At 49.2% G+C, this 20,345-nt stretch carries 18 protein-coding genes; 5 read left to right on the top strand and 13 right to left on the bottom strand.

What is annotated here, in order from left to right; translation table 11 throughout:
* Positions 1-31 precede the first annotated feature (31 nt).
* Positions 32-421, top strand: a complete 390-nt coding sequence (locus tag ACJJIN_RS02365) for a YchJ family protein (protein WP_444896722.1) — start codon at positions 32-34, stop codon at positions 419-421.
* A 21-nt stretch (positions 422-442) separates the two neighbouring features.
* Here the strand turns inward: ACJJIN_RS02365 and ACJJIN_RS02360 are convergent, their stop codons facing one another.
* On the bottom strand, positions 443-631 hold the full coding sequence (locus ACJJIN_RS02360) for a hypothetical protein (RefSeq protein ID WP_413665191.1): 189 nt from the start codon (positions 629-631) through the stop codon (positions 443-445).
* Positions 632-710: 79 nt separating this feature from the next.
* Positions 711-1,919 (bottom strand): RtcB family protein, encoded by a 1,209-nt coding sequence (locus ACJJIN_RS02355; RefSeq protein ID WP_444896721.1) that lies wholly within the window; start codon positions 1,917-1,919, stop codon positions 711-713.
* A 429-nt stretch (positions 1,920-2,348) separates the two neighbouring features.
* Between ACJJIN_RS02355 and ACJJIN_RS02350 the strand changes: the two genes are divergently transcribed.
* Positions 2,349-3,080, top strand: a complete 732-nt coding sequence (locus ACJJIN_RS02350) for a pseudouridine synthase (RefSeq protein WP_444896720.1) — start codon at positions 2,349-2,351, stop codon at positions 3,078-3,080.
* A gap of 38 nt (positions 3,081-3,118) precedes the next feature.
* Here the strand turns inward: ACJJIN_RS02350 and ACJJIN_RS02345 are convergent, their stop codons facing one another.
* From ACJJIN_RS02345 to ACJJIN_RS02315, 7 genes are all read right to left on the bottom strand, one after another.
* On the bottom strand, positions 3,119-4,012 hold the full coding sequence (locus tag ACJJIN_RS02345) for a polysaccharide lyase (protein ID WP_444896719.1): 894 nt from the start codon (positions 4,010-4,012) through the stop codon (positions 3,119-3,121).
* Positions 4,013-4,672: 660 nt separating this feature from the next.
* Positions 4,673-5,935 carry a patatin-like phospholipase family protein gene (locus tag ACJJIN_RS02340; protein WP_444896718.1) on the bottom strand — a complete coding sequence of 421 codons (1,263 nt, stop codon included), beginning with the start codon at positions 5,933-5,935 and terminating at the stop codon, positions 4,673-4,675.
* Between the two features lie 159 nt (positions 5,936-6,094).
* Positions 6,095-7,108: a YhdH/YhfP family quinone oxidoreductase gene (locus tag ACJJIN_RS02335; protein WP_444896717.1), complete on the bottom strand. Its 1,014-nt coding sequence runs from the start codon at positions 7,106-7,108 to the stop codon at positions 6,095-6,097.
* 40 nt (positions 7,109-7,148) lie between these two features.
* Positions 7,149-8,294, bottom strand: coding sequence for a protease SohB (gene sohB / locus ACJJIN_RS02330; RefSeq protein WP_444896716.1), 1,146 nt, complete (start codon positions 8,292-8,294; stop codon positions 7,149-7,151).
* A gap of 48 nt (positions 8,295-8,342) precedes the next feature.
* On the bottom strand, positions 8,343-8,993 hold the full coding sequence (locus ACJJIN_RS02325; protein ID WP_444896715.1) for a cation/multidrug efflux pump: 651 nt from the start codon (positions 8,991-8,993) through the stop codon (positions 8,343-8,345).
* A 45-nt stretch (positions 8,994-9,038) separates the two neighbouring features.
* A complete protein-coding gene (gene nudC / locus ACJJIN_RS02320; RefSeq protein WP_444896714.1) occupies positions 9,039-9,854 on the bottom strand; it encodes an NAD(+) diphosphatase in 816 nt (271 codons plus the stop codon).
* Between the two features lie 14 nt (positions 9,855-9,868).
* The gene (locus ACJJIN_RS02315; RefSeq protein WP_444896713.1) at positions 9,869-11,575 is read right to left on the bottom strand and encodes a FimL-related protein; all 1,707 of its coding nucleotides are present in this window, start codon (positions 11,573-11,575) and stop codon (positions 9,869-9,871) included.
* Positions 11,576-11,956: 381 nt separating this feature from the next.
* Between ACJJIN_RS02315 and nhaB the strand changes: the two genes are divergently transcribed.
* Positions 11,957-13,492 carry a sodium/proton antiporter NhaB gene (nhaB, locus tag ACJJIN_RS02310; protein ID WP_444898221.1) on the top strand — a complete coding sequence of 512 codons (1,536 nt, stop codon included), beginning with the start codon at positions 11,957-11,959 and terminating at the stop codon, positions 13,490-13,492.
* Positions 13,493-13,608: 116 nt separating this feature from the next.
* Here the strand turns inward: nhaB and dnaQ are convergent, their stop codons facing one another.
* The 3 genes from dnaQ to ACJJIN_RS02295 are packed head-to-tail and all read right to left on the bottom strand — an operon-like array spanning position 13,609 to position 15,620.
* Positions 13,609-14,334: a DNA polymerase III subunit epsilon gene (dnaQ, locus tag ACJJIN_RS02305; RefSeq protein ID WP_444894319.1), complete on the bottom strand. Its 726-nt coding sequence runs from the start codon at positions 14,332-14,334 to the stop codon at positions 13,609-13,611.
* 14 nt (positions 14,335-14,348) lie between these two features.
* Positions 14,349-14,786 carry a ribonuclease HI gene (gene rnhA, locus ACJJIN_RS02300; RefSeq protein WP_413665181.1) on the bottom strand — a complete coding sequence of 146 codons (438 nt, stop codon included), beginning with the start codon at positions 14,784-14,786 and terminating at the stop codon, positions 14,349-14,351.
* A 42-nt stretch (positions 14,787-14,828) separates the two neighbouring features.
* A complete protein-coding gene (locus tag ACJJIN_RS02295) occupies positions 14,829-15,620 on the bottom strand; it encodes a class I SAM-dependent methyltransferase (protein ID WP_444896712.1) in 792 nt (263 codons plus the stop codon).
* Between the two features lie 153 nt (positions 15,621-15,773).
* Here ACJJIN_RS02295 and gloB point away from each other — a divergent pair, with 153 nt between their 5' ends.
* On the top strand, positions 15,774-16,553 hold the full coding sequence (gloB, locus tag ACJJIN_RS02290) for a hydroxyacylglutathione hydrolase (protein ID WP_444896711.1): 780 nt from the start codon (positions 15,774-15,776) through the stop codon (positions 16,551-16,553).
* Between the two features lie 196 nt (positions 16,554-16,749).
* Entirely contained in the window at positions 16,750-18,312 is a 1,563-nt protein-coding gene (locus ACJJIN_RS02285) for a LysM peptidoglycan-binding domain-containing protein (protein WP_444896710.1), read from the top strand.
* Positions 18,313-18,391: 79 nt separating this feature from the next.
* On the opposite strand, the gene ACJJIN_RS02280 is transcribed toward ACJJIN_RS02285, so the two are convergent.
* Positions 18,392-20,275, bottom strand: coding sequence for a SurA N-terminal domain-containing protein (locus tag ACJJIN_RS02280; protein ID WP_444896709.1), 1,884 nt, complete (start codon positions 20,273-20,275; stop codon positions 18,392-18,394).
* Positions 20,276-20,345: the final 70 nt, after the last annotated feature.

Raw genomic sequence — 20,345 nt, 5'->3', positions numbered from 1 at the left:
GAGCGTTAAGTTCACGCTGGAGAGATGATTTATGACGGATCGGTACTGCCCCTGTGGATCGGGCAAGCCCCTTGATACCTGCTGCGGACTCTATTTGTCGGGAAAGGCTTACCCCAATAATGCAGAAGCGGTTATGCGCAGTCGCTATACGGCCTTTGCAACCGGAAATTTTCGGTACCTGAAAAAAACCTGGCATCCCGACACCTGCCCAGAACTGCAAGCTGAGGATATTGAAACCCAGTGGACAAATTTGGAAGTTATTAAGAGTAAGGCGGGACTAAAAAAGTCGATTGTGGAATTTAAGGCTTGGTATACAGAAAATGACCAAGAACACCTGATTCACGAAATTTCACTATTTAAGTTATTTAAGAAGCGCTGGGTATATTTGGAAGCTCTACCCAACTGGCCTGATGGGAAATAGGCTAGCAGAAAACACGGCTAGCTAAAGAGGCGATATCAACGAAAAAATAGCAGCAAAAGCCTGGGGGCGGGAGTCGCACTCCCGCACCTCTTTACGTAGTTTCTGCTTACTAGCGAAACGCCCCGAAGATTTTGCCTTTACGTGGGCACCGCCCTTTCTCATTAGCGGATTACGCGCAACGTAACTACGAATTTTTTCTTTCTTTTTCATAAAACTTCACCTTTTACTTTTAGTAGATCCACTCTTCCAAATATCTTCTCACTCAAAACTTGTATTGATACCTCCATATTTACCCCTTGATACAAATTACCTGGCGCAACGTGTGCACCACTTCCACAAGATCGGACTGGTTCTCCATCACCTGGTCAATATCCTTATAAGCAGCAGGAATCTCATCCAGAACACCCTTATCTTTACGGCATTGCACACTTCGGGTCTGATCTTCCAAGTCCTTTCTGGTAAAACGCTGGCGAGCCGCTGTACGACTCATTTTTCGACCAGCTCCGTGTGCACAGGAACAAAAAGATTCCTTATTACCAAGCCCACGCACGATAAATGACTTAGCCCCCATAGAGCCGGGAATAATTCCCAACTGATCTCTCTGAGCACTAATAGCCCCTTTGCGAGTCACGAATACATCTCTATCAAAATGGCGCTCGCGAACAACATAATTGTGGTGGCAGTTAATTGCCTCTGTGGTCAAAGTAAACTTTGGCAAGCTTACCTTCAGGCATCCAAGCACAAGCTTCATCATTTCCTGCCTGTTCCAGCGCGCATATTCCTGCGCCCAATTAACCGCCTCAATATAATCGTCAAAATTCTGGCAGCCTTCTGAGAAATAGGCCAGATCCTTATCCGGAAGATTGTGCATATGCCCAGCCATATCCCGTCGGGCCAACTGGATAAAATGCTGACCAATAGCATTGCCAATCCCTCGACTCCCTGAATGCAACATCACCCAGACAGCACCACTCTCATCAATACAAATTTCGATAAAGTGATTGCCCCCCCCTAATGTACCCATTTGGGTCACCCAGGTTTTTTGTGGTTGATGCAGCTTCTTCAGTAGCCCTGGATGCTTTGAAAACAATCTATCCACACCGGGAGCTAAAAGTTTGCAGGCAGATTCCCTGGCGCTGATCAGTTTATGTCGTCCCTGACCAACCGGCACTTTCACCTCAATGGCGTCCCGCAGTGCTTTCAGATTGTCTGGCAGCTGATGGGCATGTAGCGAAGTTCGCACCGCATTCATTCCACAACCAATATCCACCCCAACGGCAGCAGGAATTATCGCACTTACCGTTGGAATCACCGATCCTACCGTTGCCCCCTTTCCCAAATGCACATCCGGCATAGCAGCAACATGGGAGTGCACAATAGGAAGCTGGGCAATATTCTTTAACTGTTGCATTGCCTGGGGCTCAATATCATCGGTATAGATTTTTACCGGTACCGTGCCAGGCGGTGCATTTCGATTTAACACTGTTTTTACAGGCATATTTTATCCCTGGATTAATCCACTTAACTGAAACGGCAATCCAAGCTGAAACAAAAAAGCCCCGGCATTTGCCAGGGCTTTTGGAAGGTCTGGCTTGGAAAGCAATATCACTTTCCAAGCTCAAGTGCGTGAAAAGCGATTAAACAAATAAACTCTTAATATCTACATTTCGCATTTCACGGCTCCTTAGTGGTGCGATCCACTTCAAAAATACTGCCAATTAGAATGCCAACCTTGAAACTAGATCAGCAATGGAATTTAGGTGCAGTTTATTCTCATTTGGTACCATGTCAAGCCTGTTTTTTGCCTATCGATAAAAATTCTACCCTGAATTCACTAACCAACTTTTACTTTTCAGCATAGCTTGAGGGCTCGCTATACCATAAAATCGTGTTACCGAAATTACAGTCCAGTCGCCACGCCCCCAAAATGACCACTCAAGAACCTACCATTCTCTTTGAAGACGACTACTTACTTGCCGCTTATAAACCAGAGGGGTGGCTTGTTCACAGATCAGAAATAGACCGCCATGAAAAGCGTGTACTTTTGCAATATTTGAGGGACCTATGTGGTAGCTTTCTTTATCCAGTACATCGACTGGATAAGCCTACCTCCGGTGTTATTATTTTTGCGAAAAGCAGCGAGATTGCTGCGCAGGTACAGCAGCAGCTGGAAAGTGATTTATCATCAAAAAAATATATTGCTGTATGTAGAGGGTATAGCCCGGAAGAAGGTGTCATTGACTATGCCCTCCCCCCCGTTGCCGACTTTAAACACCAGAGGAAGCGACCTAAAACGGATCTGCCACGTCAGCAGGCTGTTACACTGTACCGACGCTTGGAGACTATTGAGTTACCTTATGAGGTTGACCGCTACCCGACCAGCCGGTACTCCCTAGTAGAAATCCAATTGAAAACAGGGCGGCGCCATCAAATAAGACGACATTTCAAGCATATCCACCACCCACTAATTGGCTGCCCGAAATATGGAAAGTCAACCCATAATCGTTTCTTTGCCAGCAGGCTCGAGTGCTCTCGACTGCTTTTGCATGCATCTGAGCTCAAGCTTGAACATCCGGTGAGCGGTTCTCAGCTGAAAATACAATGCGAAATACAGGGAAGTTTCTTGCAATTAATTCAGCGATTTAAATGGAAAATTTAATTTATAAAGCCTCCAAGTTACTCAGAAACCCTCAAGCCTTACATAGTGCATGGGGCGACCTGCCCAGGATAGGAGCACAATGGCGCTGAATTAATAATTTCCGATGTACAGCAGGCTGAGCTTCCGCCATTTAATTGGCCGCATCCGGGGCCGCCACAGGCCCCACACGAGCTGGAACAGCAAGCTCCCGACCCATTGTATATTCCAGCTTTCTCGTTTTCGCATACAGCCCCCTTAAGGCCATATATCTTTCTCCCTTGCTTCACTGAAATATTGTCAAAGTAGGCATAGACTTTTTTGGAGGGTGACCACAAAGCTGAACTACCGCCATGAAAAGTACTGAACTGAAATTTATCAATAGCTACCCTATCACTACCCGTCAGCCGCAACCCTTGTTCCTCTACAATTTTTTTGCCATTTATAAATAGCTCGATATATCCGTCAGCATTATTTGCACTGCTATTTAATTGCACAAACAACTCAATCCGATACCAGGTATCCCGCTCAAATCTAAAGCTGTCATTCCCTTGATACCCATCTCCACACCGAGCGACTCTATCCTGATGATAGGTATAGAGCCCGACCCTACCCTCCGCACCAAACTTAACCCGCACACTCCAACTCTTCGGATCAATAGGTACGCATCCTGAAGCCTGTCCCCCACCAGCAAGGCCGTGTAGCTTACCGCCCTTAACAAATTCGAAGTTCCGATGAAACTTCACATCGTAAGCGAGAGTTGCCGATGAAGCAGATTTGGCTAATTGGGTTGATGTACTAATTCTCTCCGAACCCTTTTCATAAGGAATATACTGAGCTTCCAGAGCATAGCCATCACCGGGCATTGGAATTAAATTTAAATGCTGATCATCAAACGTAGCCAGTGGTTGCAAATCAAAAGTTCTTCGCAACAAGGTAATATCGGTATATTTCATATAGGGAATCCCAACCCGATATCTACCAGAATTTGAAATTGCTCTGAATCTGCCTTGATTTGATGAGAACCCATGTACATAGATCTTCTTTCTTACAAACTTTTTCATTTCCTCATAATTCAAATAAAACTTGAATCCATGGGGAACGCCCTGGGTATCACATATATTGGCAATTCCCTTTGACGACTTCTGATCAGCTCTGGAAACTTTTAATGGAAACCCGCTTCTACTGTCTCCACCTAGATAAAGACCAACAGAAACTGACTTGAATACTCCTTTCTGACACGCCCACCCAGAAACAACCAAGCCTCCCCCCAAATATTCAACCTGATCAACCCTACCGATCATCTGGGCGAAATCCTGATTACCTGTACTAAATGAAAAAAGAGTCACGAGTAAAAACACAGAAAACATCTTGGATAATACCCGACAGCATTGACATCACTATTAAATATAGAAGCTACTTGTTCAGGTGAGTGAGACCACACACAGCCCGAGAAAATCATAAGAAAGCGCGAAAATAAATGCTAAAGGCTTCCGCCGTCTTGGCGGAACAATATTGGATTTAAGGGCGTTTAACGCCCTTTAGAAACTTGATGCAAAAATATTCACTGAGATGAAAGGCGGTAGTCACGCCAATGAGGGGCGCAGAAACTAAAGTCAGTGTTCAGAATTACCGTGAGAAGCCTCTTCTTGAGATTTACTGCGAATCCCAAATAGCCCCTTGCGCTCAGTTATACCTTCTGGCTCCGGCTGCAGAAAACTACGCAACTTATCTTTTTCCCACATGGCATCCTGATAGCCGAGATCGATAAGTTCTTCGATATATGGCCTTTCAAATAATAGATAACTGGCTGCAGAAACACCGCCACCGGGATTGGTCGCACCCGTAGAGCGGAATAACCAGCGTAGCGCCGAGGGAAGGTGACCAAGCTTTCTGCCACTAAGACGCCCTAAACTCTGCGAGGGCTCAATAACAACCGACTCTACCGAACGCAACAATTTCAAATCCGAATGATCTGTTGGATCCACATAGTCAAGTAACATATTTACTCGATCCAGATGCTCCAAGTCTGCCTCCAAGCTATCGATAAATGCGGCATTGAATAACTGAGCAGCTATTTGCGCCATCGAAGGGGACTCCATCTGCGCAGGGCTGTTGCGACTCCCCCAATGGGCTGGAGAACGGTTGTCCGACACACCCACCACGAAGACACGCTTGGCACCGAGATGCAGCGCTGGACTAATCGGAGCCATCAGACGAATGGCACCATCACAAAAATAAACTCCATCCAACTTGACCGCCGGAAAAATGGCAGGAATTGCTGCTGACGCCAATAGGTGGTCCGAGGTTAATTGAGTGGGCACTCCAAAGCGACGAAACCGCTGCCATCCTTTAACATTCTCCGCTCCCTGAAAAAAGCTGACGGACTGCCCTTCACTATAAGAAAGCGCATTAACACTTGTGGCATGCAAATGCCCAGCCGAAATATTTTTTTGAATATTGTCAAAGTTAATCTCGCGCTCAACCAAGCTGCGCAGCGGGCTGTTATCCAGGAGTGCCAAAGGTTTTTGTCTACCCACACCTTGGTTCAAGAGCGAACGACTGATAGAAAACAGGTTCCCAAGTAAACTACGCCAACTGGTGCGATAAACCTGCTCAACACTAAGCTGCAACCAAACAGAGCACATTCTGTCGACAGCTTCTTTAAAGGTACCTGTTTGAGAGGCGAGAAGCATCGCGTTCATAGCTCCTGCAGAGGTGCCGCAGATTATTTGAAAGGGCCGAGGATTATCTTCTGGAACCAGTTCCGCAAGCGCCCTTAAAACGCCCGCTTGATAGGCAGCACGCGCACCTCCCCCAGAGAGAACCAGAGCGTTACGCTGGCCAGGTTTGTTACTTTCACTGTTACTTGTCGACAAAGTTTTCTTCCAATACAACAAGCCCGCAAACAACAGAGTCCGCTTAAAGGCTATTGAGAAAAAAGCCCATATACAACTCAGATTCAGAGTTGCCGGGGATATTTGGTAAGATAAATAGAATCTTTTAAGTGTACTTATTATTCTAAATCGATAGATCTATTAGAGAGCCATATCTACAATGTAACGACCTATTCCATGCCCTCTATTTAAGCGCGCAAGAAACTCTGGAGCCTGATCAAGGCTAATATTCTCTGCAATACTGTCGAGCTTATCGCCGATATACCACTCACTGGCCAACCGCTTCCATACTTCTGCCTTCTTTTCTATTGGCAAAACAGCGCTATCCACACCCAACAAACTAATACCGCGCAAGATAAATGGAAATACATTGGCGTGAAATTGAGCACCTGAAGCCATACCACAAGCAGCCACTCCGCCGCCGTAGCGCAGGGATTTAATGACATTAAAAAGCGTTTCCCCGCCCACAGTATCTACAGCCCAAGCCCACAATGGCTTGGCCATCGCTTTATTGGCAAAAGGGGCCAGCGTATCCCGGTCGAGAACCTTCCATGCGCCCAATCTCGCCAAATAATCAGCAGACTCCAACTTTCCCGTCACTGCTGCGACACGAAAGCCTAGCTTCGCCAGCAAGGCGACGGCAACAGAGCCGACGCCCCCGGTTGAACCTGTTACCAGAATCTCTCCATCCTCAGGAGATGCGCCGGACTCCAGGAGCTTTTCCACACAAAGCGCGGCGGTAAAACCCGCCGTACCCAGTGCCATAGACTCCCAAGCTATTAGGCCCTCGGGGACTGGTAAGGCCCATTGCGGAGGAACGGCAATACGCTCTGCAAGTCCACCAGAAGTATTCATGCCCAAATCGTAGCCATTGACCAATAATTCGGCACCCGGTTGAAACGTCTTGCTCCGATCGAACAGCACTTTGCCCACCGCATCAATACCCGGGGTATGGGGGTAGGCATTAGTAATCCCACGATTGCCAAACGCAGATAAAGAATCTTTGAAATTCAAGGATGAATAACTTACGGCCAACAGCAAGGGGTTATCGGGAAGCTCAGAAAGCTGACGCTCAACAACAGACTGGTCAAATTTTCCCGAAGCTACTTCGGCAACCTGAATTGCCCGAAATTTTTCATCCCTATCTATTTCCATGGGGTATATCCCGCAGCACTATCAACCTGTAACGTTACAACTATTGCGCCTGATGACGCAGAGCTGCCAGCCGTGAAAAGAGACGAGTGACCGCCGATTCCACACCTGCTTCTGCCGCCAACCCTATTTTCTTAGCTATATTTTTCCGTTCTTTGAATTCCACCTGATATAAGTCGCAGTCCTTAGCACAACTGGTCAAGTACTCATCTGACGTTTTCAGCTCATCGACCAGTCCCAAGGATAGGGCTTTTTGCCCGAACCAAACCTCGCCCGTGGCAACTTTGTCGACGTCGAGTTTTTGACGGTACTCCCCGACAAAGTGTTGAAACAGAATATGGATCTCATCTAAATCTTCTTGGAACTTCTGTTTACCTTCCTCAGTATTTTCACCAAACATGGTCACAGTGCGCTTGTACTGGCCCGCAGTAAACAGTTCGTAATCGATATCATTGCGCTTCAGCAAGCGGTTAAAATTCGGCATCTGAGCTAAAACACCAATAGAACCCAACATCGCAAAGGGTGCTGCCAGGATACGGTCTGCAACACAGGCCATCATATAGCCCCCACTGGCAGCCACTTTATCGACAGCAATAGTCAAATGGATACCTGCACTGCGAATCCTGGTTAACTGGCTGGCGGCCAAACCATAGTTCGCCACCATGCCCCCAGGGCTTTCAAGACAAAGGAGAACTTCATCTCCGGACTCTGCCACTTGAAGAATGGCCGTCACCTCTTCACGCAAATGGGAAAGCGCACTCGCTTTGATATCCCCATTAAATTGCATAACAAAGACACGCTTACGCTCGGAGACCAACTCCCCTTTTATACCCTTGGACTCATGCTCTCCTTCCTCTTTAGCAACGTCGGAAGAAGTAGCAGCACTTTTTTCAGGCTGCTCTTTGCTCTCAGCTTTATGTTTTTTAGCCAGGGCTTTTTCCTGAGTCTTCTTTTCTTTCGCCATTTGCTTTTTACGACGGGCAAATTCGTGCTTATCCATCACAGCTTCAAGCAGTGTTTCTTTAAACTGCTCATAGCGATCATTCAAATGTGTAACTGTGATATGTCCCTGAACTCGCTCTTTCAGCTGCTCTCGATTTGCAAAAATAAAACCTATTAACACCATTAAGGCCACGACAACCGTAACAATTTTGGCTAGAAAAAGGCCGTATTCAATTAAAAATTCCACTTAGACTCCATTTTCCGTCTTAACTAATTTTTATTTAGCTTCAGTATTTTACTGCCAACCTTCCAAGGCGGAAGTTGCTCGCTGATTAAGGGGGCGAGCCAACAAACCGCTGTGGCTAATACGCACCTCGTAAACCGCACCGTCCTCCATAGGTAGAAATGTGGCACTGCCATATACCGCATCAACAAAGGGCAACTTGCGATCAACACCGCGTACAAACTGCCAGACATCCACGCCATAGTTCGCCCCCTCTATTTCGTGGACAGAACGCTCGCGAGCTCGCTCATCCTGCAGCGTGAGATAGCGACCACTCAACCTGTCCAGACGATAAGCGGGCTTAATTCCCCAGCGGGCTAATTGACCCTGCCACTTGAGCATTCGGGCATCCAACTGCCACTGATCCCCAAGCAATTCAAACTTTTGCGCTATACCATCCGCATCAGAAAACTTGACCTCAAATTGCTGCTCGGCAATTTTACGAAACGAAACAATGCCAACACTGTGCTCTTCAGCCAGGTTTCTATAGCTGTAAACATCTGCAGCAATCAGGACAATCCAAAGAGCAGTTGCAAAAAGAAAAAGACCGGCGGATCCACGTATAAACCCCAGGAACCAATTTCCCGATAGCAGGACTCGCGCCCCCCAAAAAACAAACAACAACGCCAGGATGGCAATAATAAAGGTAATTGCTATATACATTATGATTTCTACTCCCTGATACTGCGCAACATCTTTAAACCAACCTTACAGGCGGTTCTTCGCTGCAGCCTTTTCGACAAAAGTGTGGATCAAGCGGCCGGACAGGGTTTGTATGGGCGGTATAGCTGGCAATGAACTGTAGTGGAACCAGTTTGCCTCTTCTATCTCATTGGGATCCAAGCACAATCCCCCACCTTGCCACTCCGCCAAATACCCGATCATCAACTGCCCGGGAAAAGGCCAGGATTGGCTCCCCACATACTCCAGGGCACCCACTTTGAGCCCCACTTCCTCATAGACTTCACGCACCAGCGCTTGTTCTGCACTCTCACCGGGCTCTATAAACCCAGCGAGGGCCGTATAAGTTGCATTTCGACGCGAGGCATGACGAGCTAAGAGACACTCATCTCCCCGTGTAACAAGCATAATTACACAGGGGGAGATTCTGGGGTAGACAGTAAGATCACAAGCCGGGCAGGTGCGAGCGCGATCATTAGAGTGATAGATGGTGGGAGTGCCACAACGACCGCAAAATCGATGTTGGCTATCCCAATGGGAAATCTGTAGCGCCCGCCCAGCCAATGCAAACATCGGCTCCTCAACCAAAGTCAGCAGGCTGCGCAGGTTTCGCCATTCATAGCCGGCAATTTCAACCTGGCGAGACAAAACGTGGACACCACACGCCCGCCCACTTAGCTCTCCCAAATAGTGGCTGGATTGAACAGCCTCTGCTACCAATACCTGGGCGTCGTGGAGGAAAAAATCTCCTCGGCAGAGAATCAGCCCATCAGCAATCAGGATATGCTGGGAAAATTCCGGGACTGCCCACACATTACCTGCTGGGACAAACTTATCTACCAAGGAGACCTCCTTAATTATGCGGCCTCAACGGGATAACCCAGAGCAGTCAAGCTTTCGATAGCGAGACTGAGGGATTGAATATCTGCTTGCCTATGCAGCTTTACCTCTCCCAGGTAGTACTCAAGGCTGATAATCGCATCGGCAAAAATATGTAAAGATTGCTCTACTTCAGGACCGGCATCATGACGGTCGATAACAGTTTCAACAAAGTTCAGCAAACCTTCAACTACGGCCGCCGCTCTACTTAAGTTGAGAACGATCAAGCCTCCGCGCACTGAGTTCAAAGTAGTGGAAACATTGCGAATATGGCCATGATCAAAGTCGGACTCTGCATAGGCCGCCAGCGCTCTCTTAATCAACGCCAAACCTGCTTCAGCCTCTTTAAGTACAGCCACTTCCGCTTCCGCCAGCTGGCTGTGCTCAAAGGCAATATCCGCATGACCGTATTCATCCAGATCAATAGAAGTACTCTGCTTGAGCGCTCTTACCGTGCTATCAACCATCAACACCTGGCCTGTCAGTTTCTGCAGTGCGCTGTCCGCTATGAAACCGCCCGCGCCGGAGGCACTCTGGTATTCCGCAACCGCGCTGCGCAGACTCTCTCCAACCCGCTTAAAATTGAGCATCTGCAAGGTACCGGCCACTCTCTGTAGAGAAGAAGCGAGGCCATCTTCTGCATCCAAGGAAGTAGTACCAATTAACTCAGCGTCATCCAACATTCGGCGCACACCGGACAACTCCTCCTCTAAGGCGTTAGCAACTGCGGTAATTGCCGTGGCGCCGGGGCCTCCAAGGGTGGCTCGCTCCCGCTCTAATTCCTCTTCACTGTAATCAAGAGGCTCTGCGGAGAAAGCCTCCAGCAACTTGCCACCAAAGCCCTCGGGCTTGGAAAGAGTCAGCCAATAGAGGCACTCTTTCAGTAAAATCGGTGGCGCAGGCTGATCTAAAGCTGTGTCGCACTCTTTTTGTAATGCTCGCAGCCAGCGATCAAACATACTGAAAACCATCACCCGGGATCGACTGATGCGCATTTCTTGGGAGGCCATGCCCGCAAGTGCCGCCCCTGCTACCACCCATAAACGCCCGTTTGGGCGCCCCATGGTGATGCTTGCGATTCTCTCAAGGGCACGAGACATCATCGTGTACGCTGGGCCCCGAGGTTTACCTCGCAACAGAGCCAACAAACCAACCTGGTACATATGACGGAATCGGCGAACAAAACTATTCAAGTCTTCCGACATAACCGCAGAAGCCCCTGCACCAGGCACAGCTCCCTCCAAGTTACAACGGAAAAAATGACTTTCCGGCACAGGGGGCTGGGACCGGGCCGCGCGCAAATTATTGATATAGGGGATCAGCAATTCTGGACGGGCAATGGCACGACTTTGAACAAATTCCAAGTAGCGTCCCATTACGTAAAAACCTGTACCCAGCGCTTCCATCAGTTCTTCTGAGGCGCTCTGTCTCTCCTCTAATACCTCTGTAAGCGCTTTGATTTTCTCTTGGGCAAGGAGCTCAGCTGCCTGGAGCTGCACCATCTGCAATACTCCACTAACCTGCCTGAGTGCAGCTAAACTCTGTTCGAGAGCCTGCTTTTGGGAAGTATCCGCGGCAAATTTATCCAAGTGTGAGGCGGCATTATCGATGGTAGCTACCAGCTCATCCTTCACTACATTGACAGAAGTGATATTGATCTTGCGCAATTCAGTCTTTGGCTGCACCGCTGCATTCTTCCTATAATCGAACAAAAAACAACCAGATCAGAATGATTCTGGCCTCATTAAGGGCAATTTACCCCAATAAATAAAAGAGTCCACCTTTCGCCAAACAATTTCCACCGAATAATCGACAAATAACCTAGCGGCGGGGCTGAAGCCCCTAAATTACTTGAATTTTCCAGAAAACCCAGTAGCGTTTGCTACTTTCAAGTTTAAAGCTGTACGTTTTTTTGTGTTAAAGAACAAAAACCAATCAATCTGTGCACAATAAACCCGGGGAAGCACGCAGCGATAATTGAGCTCAGGTATCTATTTCGCATACACCGCCGATTCCCAAAGATTCCATTTTGACCCACAACAATGGGTTAACCAAGGAAGTAAATGATGAACACTTACAACAACACCATTGCGGCATCCGGCGGCGGATTTGGTCGCGCCTTTGCCGAAAATTTTCTCGGCGAAGCGCCTGATTGGTACAAATTGACCATAGCCGCCTTTTTGCTTCTCAACCCATTAATACTGTATGTATCGGGGCCTTTTGTAACAGGCTGGGTCCTTATTGGTGAATTCATTTTTACCCTGGCGATGGCCCTGAAGTGTTACCCACTTCAACCCGGCGGACTGCTCGCAATTGAAGCCGTATTGATGGGTATGACAAGCACCGATGCCGTCTACCACGAGGTAGTTGAGAATATCGAAGTTATTCTGCTGCTAATGTTTATGGTGGCCGGCATTTACTTCATGAAGAGCCTGCTTCTATTTGTATTCACTAAAATTTTGATTAATGTGAATTCGAAATCTCTGCTGTCACTACTTTTCTGTGCTGTATCTGCAGTACTGTCAGCGTTCTTAGATGCCTTGACCGTAACTGCTGTTCTGATTGCGGTTGCCGTAGGCTTTTACTCAGTCTATCACCGGGTCGCCTCCCAGCAGCCACACCACCACAACGACCACGACCACTCCAACGATGAGCATGTCGTGGAGTATCACCGCGAAGACTTGGATCAGTTTCGAGCCTACCTTCGCAGCCTGATCATGCATGGCGCCGTAGGCACTGCTCTCGGTGGTGTTTGCACCTTGGTTGGAGAACCGCAAAACCTGCTGATCGCTGAGAAAGCCGGGTGGGAATTTGTACAGTTTTTCCTGCAGATGGCCCCAGTAACCATTCCAACATTCTTTGCCGGCCTAGCTACTTGTTTCTTTTTGGAGAAAATTAAAATGTTTGGCTATGGAGCCCAGCTCCCTAGCGCAGTACGTGAGATACTGGTTAATTTTTCCAAAGAGGAAGAAAAGAAGCGCACCTCGGCGCAGGTTGCCGAGCTGTGGATTCAGGGCATTGTCGCTGTGGTTCTGGTTTTTGCCCTGGCGTTTCATGTTGCCGAAGTCGGTATCATTGGCCTGATGATTATTGTACTTCTGACCTCGTTTAACGGCGTTGTTCAAGAAGCTAGAATCGGCCACGCGTTTGAAGAGGCACTGCCATTTACTGCACTGCTCGTGGTTTTCTTTGCAATTGTTGCAGTGATTCACCAGCAGCACCTATTCGAGCCTGTAACTAACTTCGTTCTCGCACAAAAGCCCGAACAGCAGCCAGGATTGCTATTCATGGCAAACGGTATTTTATCGATGATCAGCGACAATGTTTTCGTGGCAACGGTTTACATTAACGAAGTTAAAGCTGCCCTCACCGCAGGTGACATTACCCGTGAACATTTTGACAAGCTGGCCATTGCCATCAATACCGGAACCAACCTACCCAGCGTTGCCACTCCCAATGGACAAGCTGCATTTTTGTTCCTGCTGACATCGGCCCTGGCACCTCTCATACGCCTATCTTATGGCCGCATGGTGATCATGGCTCTGCCCTACACCATCGTACTGAGTATTGTTGCTTTGATTTGCGTGGTCTACGCGATCTAAAGAGAGCTTGTATAAGAGACTATCTGGATGGGTGGAGATTGATAATTCCCACCCACTCAGAAAAAGAAAAGCGCAATAAACATCAAGGTTAAAGAGAACACCTCTTCATTGATGTGCTACCAGAAGTGTTTGCCCGCTGATTTCTCCAGCAAACCTAGCATCGATTGATGCGCTTCAGCTTCCTGTGGCGTAGCACGCGCTACTAGCAAGGGCGCGCGATCTGCCGATAGGCGACGAATGGCTTCACCCGCCGCATCATTTTCCGCCTTCTTACCTTCCTCCCCTTCCGAGGAATCACCCTGTGCCAACACCAAATCGGTTTGGCCACCGGTCATCATCAGGTAAACGTCGGCAAGAATCTCCGCATCCAGCAATGCGCCGTGCAAATCCCGCTGGGAGTTATCGACAAAGTAGCGCTTACAAAGAGCGTCCAGATTGTTTTTCTGCCCGGGGTGCTTTTCCCGGGCCATTGTCAGGGTATCCAAAACCCCACAATGCGCATTAACATTGCGCCAGCGCGGATTACCCAGCAGCCTCAGCTCAGCATCAATAAAACCGACATCGAAGGGCGCGTTGTGAATAACCAGCTCTGCACCTTCACAGAAGGTCATAAATTCATCGGCGATCTGAGCGAATACGGGTTTGTCTGCCAGGAATTCATTAGTGATTCCATGGACCTCAATAGCCCCATCTTCCACTTGTCGCTGAGGATTGATGTACTGGTGATAGTGACGGCCAGTCAACTTCCGGTTAACCAGCTCTACGCAACCAATTTCAATAATACGATGGCCGCTTTTGGGATCGAGACCTGTTGTCTCTGTATCGAGAACCACTTGACGCATATGCAATATTCCCCTCAGGACTCCAGTTCATCGACGCCACGATTTGCCAACTGATCGGCCCGCTCATTGCCCGGGTGGCCGGCATGACCTTTAACCCAGTGCCACTCTACATCATGCTGGGAGACGCTCTCATCCAACTGCCGCCATAGGTCTGCATTTTTGACAGGCTTCTTACTCGCCGTTTTCCAACCATTCTTTTTCCAGTTGTTAATCCAGCCGGTAATTCCCTGGCGCAGGTACTGTGAGTCAGTATGTAAATCAACTTTGCACGGCTGTTTAAGAGCCTCCAAAGCTTTGATTGCAGCTAACAGTTCCATACGATTATTGGTGGTATGCGCCTCCCCACCAAACAACTCTTTCTCCCGCTCACCGTACACCAACAGGGCACCCCAACCGCCGGGGCCAGGATTACCGCGACAAGCGCCATCTGTATAGATAGTAATTTGTTTCAAAACTTACGCCAAAATTAGATATGGGGCCGATTTTCAGCGAAATCAGCGCTTTTGATGCTTCCCGCGTGCTGCAACGCGAGGGCTCGACGGGGTGGCAACCAAAGCGGGCTTTCTCTCGGCCCGCCAATTGATTTTAATAGTGCGAACACGTGCCACTTCTTTGCGGGCGACTATGATGTAAAAGCCCCCCCATGGCAAGTGCAAGCGGGAGCCAAGGCGCTCCATCCAAGCCGTCTTGGAAAGCAATTCCTTTTGCTGTAATGGCAAGCGGAAGAAGCCGCGATCTACCCTCTCAGCCTGCAAGTCCAACAGATTCATCCAGTCGGCAATTCGAGCAGCCCGCAGTTGATTTCCGCGCTGGTAAGCCCCCCTGGAAAATAGCAGACGGGACAAGCCGAGCAAGGAAAACGGGTTAAACCCGATTAGCAGCATATGACCACCGGGTATCAAAACCCTGGCCGCCTCTCTCAATACTTGGTGGGGATGACTGGAGAAGTCCAAAAGGTGATGCAGCAGTACTACATCGATTGAATCGGCGGGGAGGGGCAGTTGCTCGAACTCTACTACCGCAGCCCCGCCCTGCTCAGAGGTCGCCCCCAATCGAAAACGATGATTGATACGACTGAAAGTGCCAAAATCAACGGATTGGGTCACGCTGGCCTGTAGAAAGTGATAACCGAAAAAGCCCTCCACTAAAGGTTGGGCCAACGCCAGCTGTTGCGAGAGAATCTCCTCTCCCAGCGAACTGGAAAACCAATGGGATAGCGCTGGGCAGACCTTGCCAAGAGGGGATTGCTCCTCATCATTACCAGGCCTGCTCTTTCCGGTCATCATATCTCCATTGATCAATCTAACAGCTATTCAATTCTACACTCGGGCGATGTTTCCAGGGCCTTATCTAAGTAAACCAGTCCTCAGGTAACAATTCACACCGTCTCACGCCTTCCATGATATTGTTCTGCTATTCAGCGATAAGACGATCCGATTATGCTATCCATCACGCCAATCCCCGCCTTTAATGACAACTATATCTGGCACCTGCAAAAAGATGGTCAGCACTGGGTAGTCGACCCTGGTGATGCGCTGCCAGTAGAAAAGGCCCTACAAGGGACCAGGCTCAGCGGCATTCTCATTACTCATCACCACTATGACCATACCGGCGGCATCGAAACGCTTTGTCGCCAGTACCAGTGCCCTGTCTATGGCCCCGAGCAAATACCTGGTGTCACTCACCCCATTGCCGGTGGAGATTCCTTACAGATCCTTGGCATGCCCTTCCAGGTACACGCTGTTCCGGGGCACACTCTAGACCACTTAGCTTTGGTTTTGAATGAAACCACAGCAGCAGGCGGTGAACAATTGCACCTTTTTTGTGGTGACACTCTTTTTTCCGCTGGCTGCGGCAGGTTGTTCGAAGGCACTCCAGAGCAGATGTACCATTCTCTGCAGAAGCTCAGTAAATTACCCGCCGCAACTTTTGTCTATCCTGCACACGAGTACACACTCGCCAACCTGAAGTTTGCCCAAGCGGTAGAGCCTAACAATCAAGCCATTGAGGCAAGGGTTGCTCAGTGCAAAGCCTTGAGAGTAGAAAACAAGCCAACTTTGCCTTCAACTATCGCCCTTGAGCTAGACACCAACCCATTTCTTCGCTGTCAGTATCCGGAAGTTAGGCAGACAGCTATCAATTCGAGACCGGAGTTAAATGACGGAAGCGATAACGTAGATATTTTTGCGAGCTTGCGCGGCTGGAAGGACAACTTCTAAACGCCCAACTTCACCTAAACTCCTCTCAGGCTGGGTGATAAACTAGCAATTTGCATACTTTTTAACCGTCAATATTGACCGAAACTAATTTGCCTAATTAGAATCAAAAGTAATTGACCAAATGCCTGGCGCTTTACCAATAATTGTTCTGAAATGCGTCAGGATGAATTACAAGAAAGACTCGCGGATATCACACATGGTTCACAAGAATTTTGCCGTAGCATTACTAGCCGCTACGGTAGGGGCCTGCTCGCAATTACCGGAACAGGCCTCTGCGCCCGAAACTGAAAATATCCCTGCAGAGGAAACCTCTGTCGCGAGTGACCGAGCTGTTAAAAAGCACGAACCCTCTGAAGCGGTCCCTCCCCCCGTAGACATCTGGGCAAGACTTCGTCAGGGATTCGCCCTGGATCACCACACCAGCGACCCCAAGGTTAAGGAATATATTGCTTACTTCGCCCGCAACGAGGGCTATATGGCTCGGGTAACCGAGCGCTCTCGTCGCTATATTTTCCATGTTGCAGAACAGCTGGAACAGGCAAATCTCCCACTTGAATTAGCGCTGCTCCCCATTGTCGAGAGTGCATACGACCCCTTCGCCTACTCCCACGCCCGGGCTTCCGGTATGTGGCAGTTTATCCCGGCCACCGGGCGCTCTTTCGGGCTCGAGCAAAACTGGTGGTATGACGGACGCCGCGATGTCCATGAATCCACCCAGGCTGCGGCAAAGTACTTCAACTACCTACACGATCGCTTTGATGGGGACTGGGAGCTGGCACTCGCTGCTTACAACGCCGGTGAGGGAACGGTTCGCAGAGCCGTAGAGCGCAATCGTCGCAACGGGCTTGGCACCAGTTATTGGGATCTCAAACTGCCGCGGGAAACCAAGCGCTATGTGCCCCAGCTGCTGGCTCTGGCGGAGGTTATATCCCGCCCGGACCATTACAAAATCCCACTGCATGATGTCTCCAATGAGCCCTACTACGCCCGTGTCGATGTAGGCAGTCAGATCGATCTGGCCCAGGCTGCGGAACTTGCAGAAATTGAGATTGAAGAGCTCTACCTACTGAACCCAGGCTATAATCGCTGGGCAACCGACCCCAACGGAAACCACCAACTACTGATTCCAATAAAGACCCAGGAAAAGTTTGAGAGCGCCCTGGCACAACTTCCCAAGGAAGAGAGGGTAAGCTGGCAGCGCTACACCATTGCCCGAGGCGACACCCTTTCCACTATCGCTCGCCGCTACCAGACCACCGTCGGAGCGATACGCGAGACAAACAAACTGCGCAGTAATAATATTCGCGCCGGTAAAACACTGTTAATCCCCAGCGCATCGGGCCCCGCGGGACAGTATGCCTACGCACTCGATCAGCGAGTTAAACGCAAGCAGTCTTCCGGCAAGGGCCAGAAAGTTAATTACACTGTACGCCCTGGCGACAGCCTTTGGGGGATTTCACGCAAGCTGAATGTGACCGTAAAGCAACTGGCCAGCTGGAACAGCATGGCACCGGGAGACACCCTGCGCCCTGGACGCACCCTGGTAGCTTACAACGGCTCCCCCGCAGTATCAGAGAACAACCGCACTACCCGCAAGGTTTCTTACCGGGTACGCAGCGGCGACTCTCTATATCGGATAGCCAATAAATTCAGTATCGAAATCGATGATATTCTCCGCTGGAATAAGATAAACAAGTCCAAGTATTTACAACCCGGACAGCGCTTAACCTTATTTGTGGATAGTGCCAGCAACACTTAAAGCGCCCACTACCCTACAGGGAGTTAGTCATAAAAAAACCCGGCAATTGCCGGGTTTTTTTATGACTCAATAACAACCGTTACTCGGCAGAAGAGGCCAGATCGATTTTTGCCTGATCGGACAAGTAGCGTTGAATAGCTGCTAACTCGGCCCCACCATTTACAGAGGCCAATTGCTGCATCAGTGCCTGACGCTGCTCTTTGCTCTGCTTGGACAGTTCGCCCGGGCGCACACTGCGCAGATCGAGAACTACCAGATCACCATTATTTGTAGCGAAGCTGGTCACTTCATCTTTGCCAGCAGATGGTGCAGGTAATGCAAATGCCTTGGCATTAATCTCACCGCGCTGAGCAAAACCACCGCGACGAGTTTTATCACTGGTCTCCAGGGTTAAACCTTGCGCTTCCGCCAGTTCCGCAAAACTAGTACCAGTAGCGAGTTTCTCTTTTAGCTCTTCCGCTTGCTTAGCCAATTGCTCACTGGCCTTATCACGCTTCAAACGGTCAACAATTTGCTGGCGAACCTCTTCCAGAGGGTAAGTACCCGCGGGCTTAGAGTCGGTGACCCGCAAAACGACAGAGTGCTCATTGTTCAGGTTGATCACATCTGAAGTATTACCATCCTCCTTCACTTCCACAGAGAAGGCAGCCTCGATAACCTGCCCGTTAGAAAGTACGCCAGATGCGCTCTCGCGCGAAAACAGATCGGCAGTCTTCAGGGGAACACCCAACTCTTCAGCGGGCTCAGCCAGGTTGTCCGCGTTGTATGCCAGATCGGCAAGACGGGACAAGGCATCAACAAACTCGCGCTCGGCAACAGATGCACGCAGCCTATTCTCGATCGCCACTTTTTGCTCTTCGAAACTTGGCGGCTCACTCTGCTCTACTTCCAGCAGTTTGATAAAGTGAGTTCCACTATCGGTGGCCACTGGGGCAGAAACCTGGCCCACTTCCAGCGCGGCTAAGGCCTGCTCGAATGCCTCTGGGAATACATCACCCGTGGTGTAACCCAACTCACCGCCTTCCTCCGCAGAGCCTACGTCTTGGGAGTAAGTCTTTGCCAACTCGGCAAAATCTTCGCCGGCATCCAGTTTGCTCTGAATCTCGGCAATTTTTTCTGCGTCAGCTTCTTCAAGCAAAATATGTGCAGCGCGGCGGCGAAGTTCCGATGCGAAACCTTTCAATTCTTGCTCGTACTGAGCGCGAACATCGCTTTCAGAAATATCAATGTTACCGGCAAATACTTCAGGTGTTAGCTCGATATACTCAACCGCCACCTGCTCTGGACGCTGGTATTGCCCTTGATTCTCCTGGTAATACTGTTCTACCTCAGCATCCGAAACCTGAGTCTCTGCTAGCAGGCCTTCAACTGGCATCACCACGTAATCAAAATCACGCTCTTCCATAGAGGCGGCAACAATCTGTTCTGCATCCGCCTGGGTAGTAAAAGCACTTTCAACCACACTGTTTGCGTACTGCTCCAGCGCCATATCATTTTCCATAATCTGGCGGAAGCCTGCGGGGCTATACCCCATTCGACGCAAAGCATCGCGGTACATTTGCGGATCAAAACTGCCGTTCACCTGAAAAGCCGGAATTCCCACGATCGCTCTATCGACCGCCGCAGAACTCATCACCATACCGCTGTCCTGAGCAGCTTGGCGCATCACAGCACTGGAAACCAACTGGCGTAAAACTGGCTCACGCAACTGCTCATCGCTGATTAAATCAGCGGGCACATCTTCGCCGTACTGACTAATGATCATATTCCGGCGATTTTGAATTGCGCGTTGCAAATCCAAGTTTGTAATTTTTTCGCCATTAACCTCGGCTACCGCATCGGCAGCACCTCCACTGGCACCGGTGAAGAAATCAATTCCCCCAATGACCATAATAAAACCGAAAAAGGCTGCGACAATAATCGCGGCTGTCCCTTTCAGGTTGTCACGCATGGACTGAAGCATGCTCAGCTCCGAAAATTAATTGTTTTTAACTGCTATCAGATACAAAAAAGGCGCATCCCAACTGACACGC

Source organism: Microbulbifer maximicatervae (SeqCode) (assembly GCF_052467505.1).
This window is presented reverse-complemented; position numbering and strand designations above follow the sequence as displayed.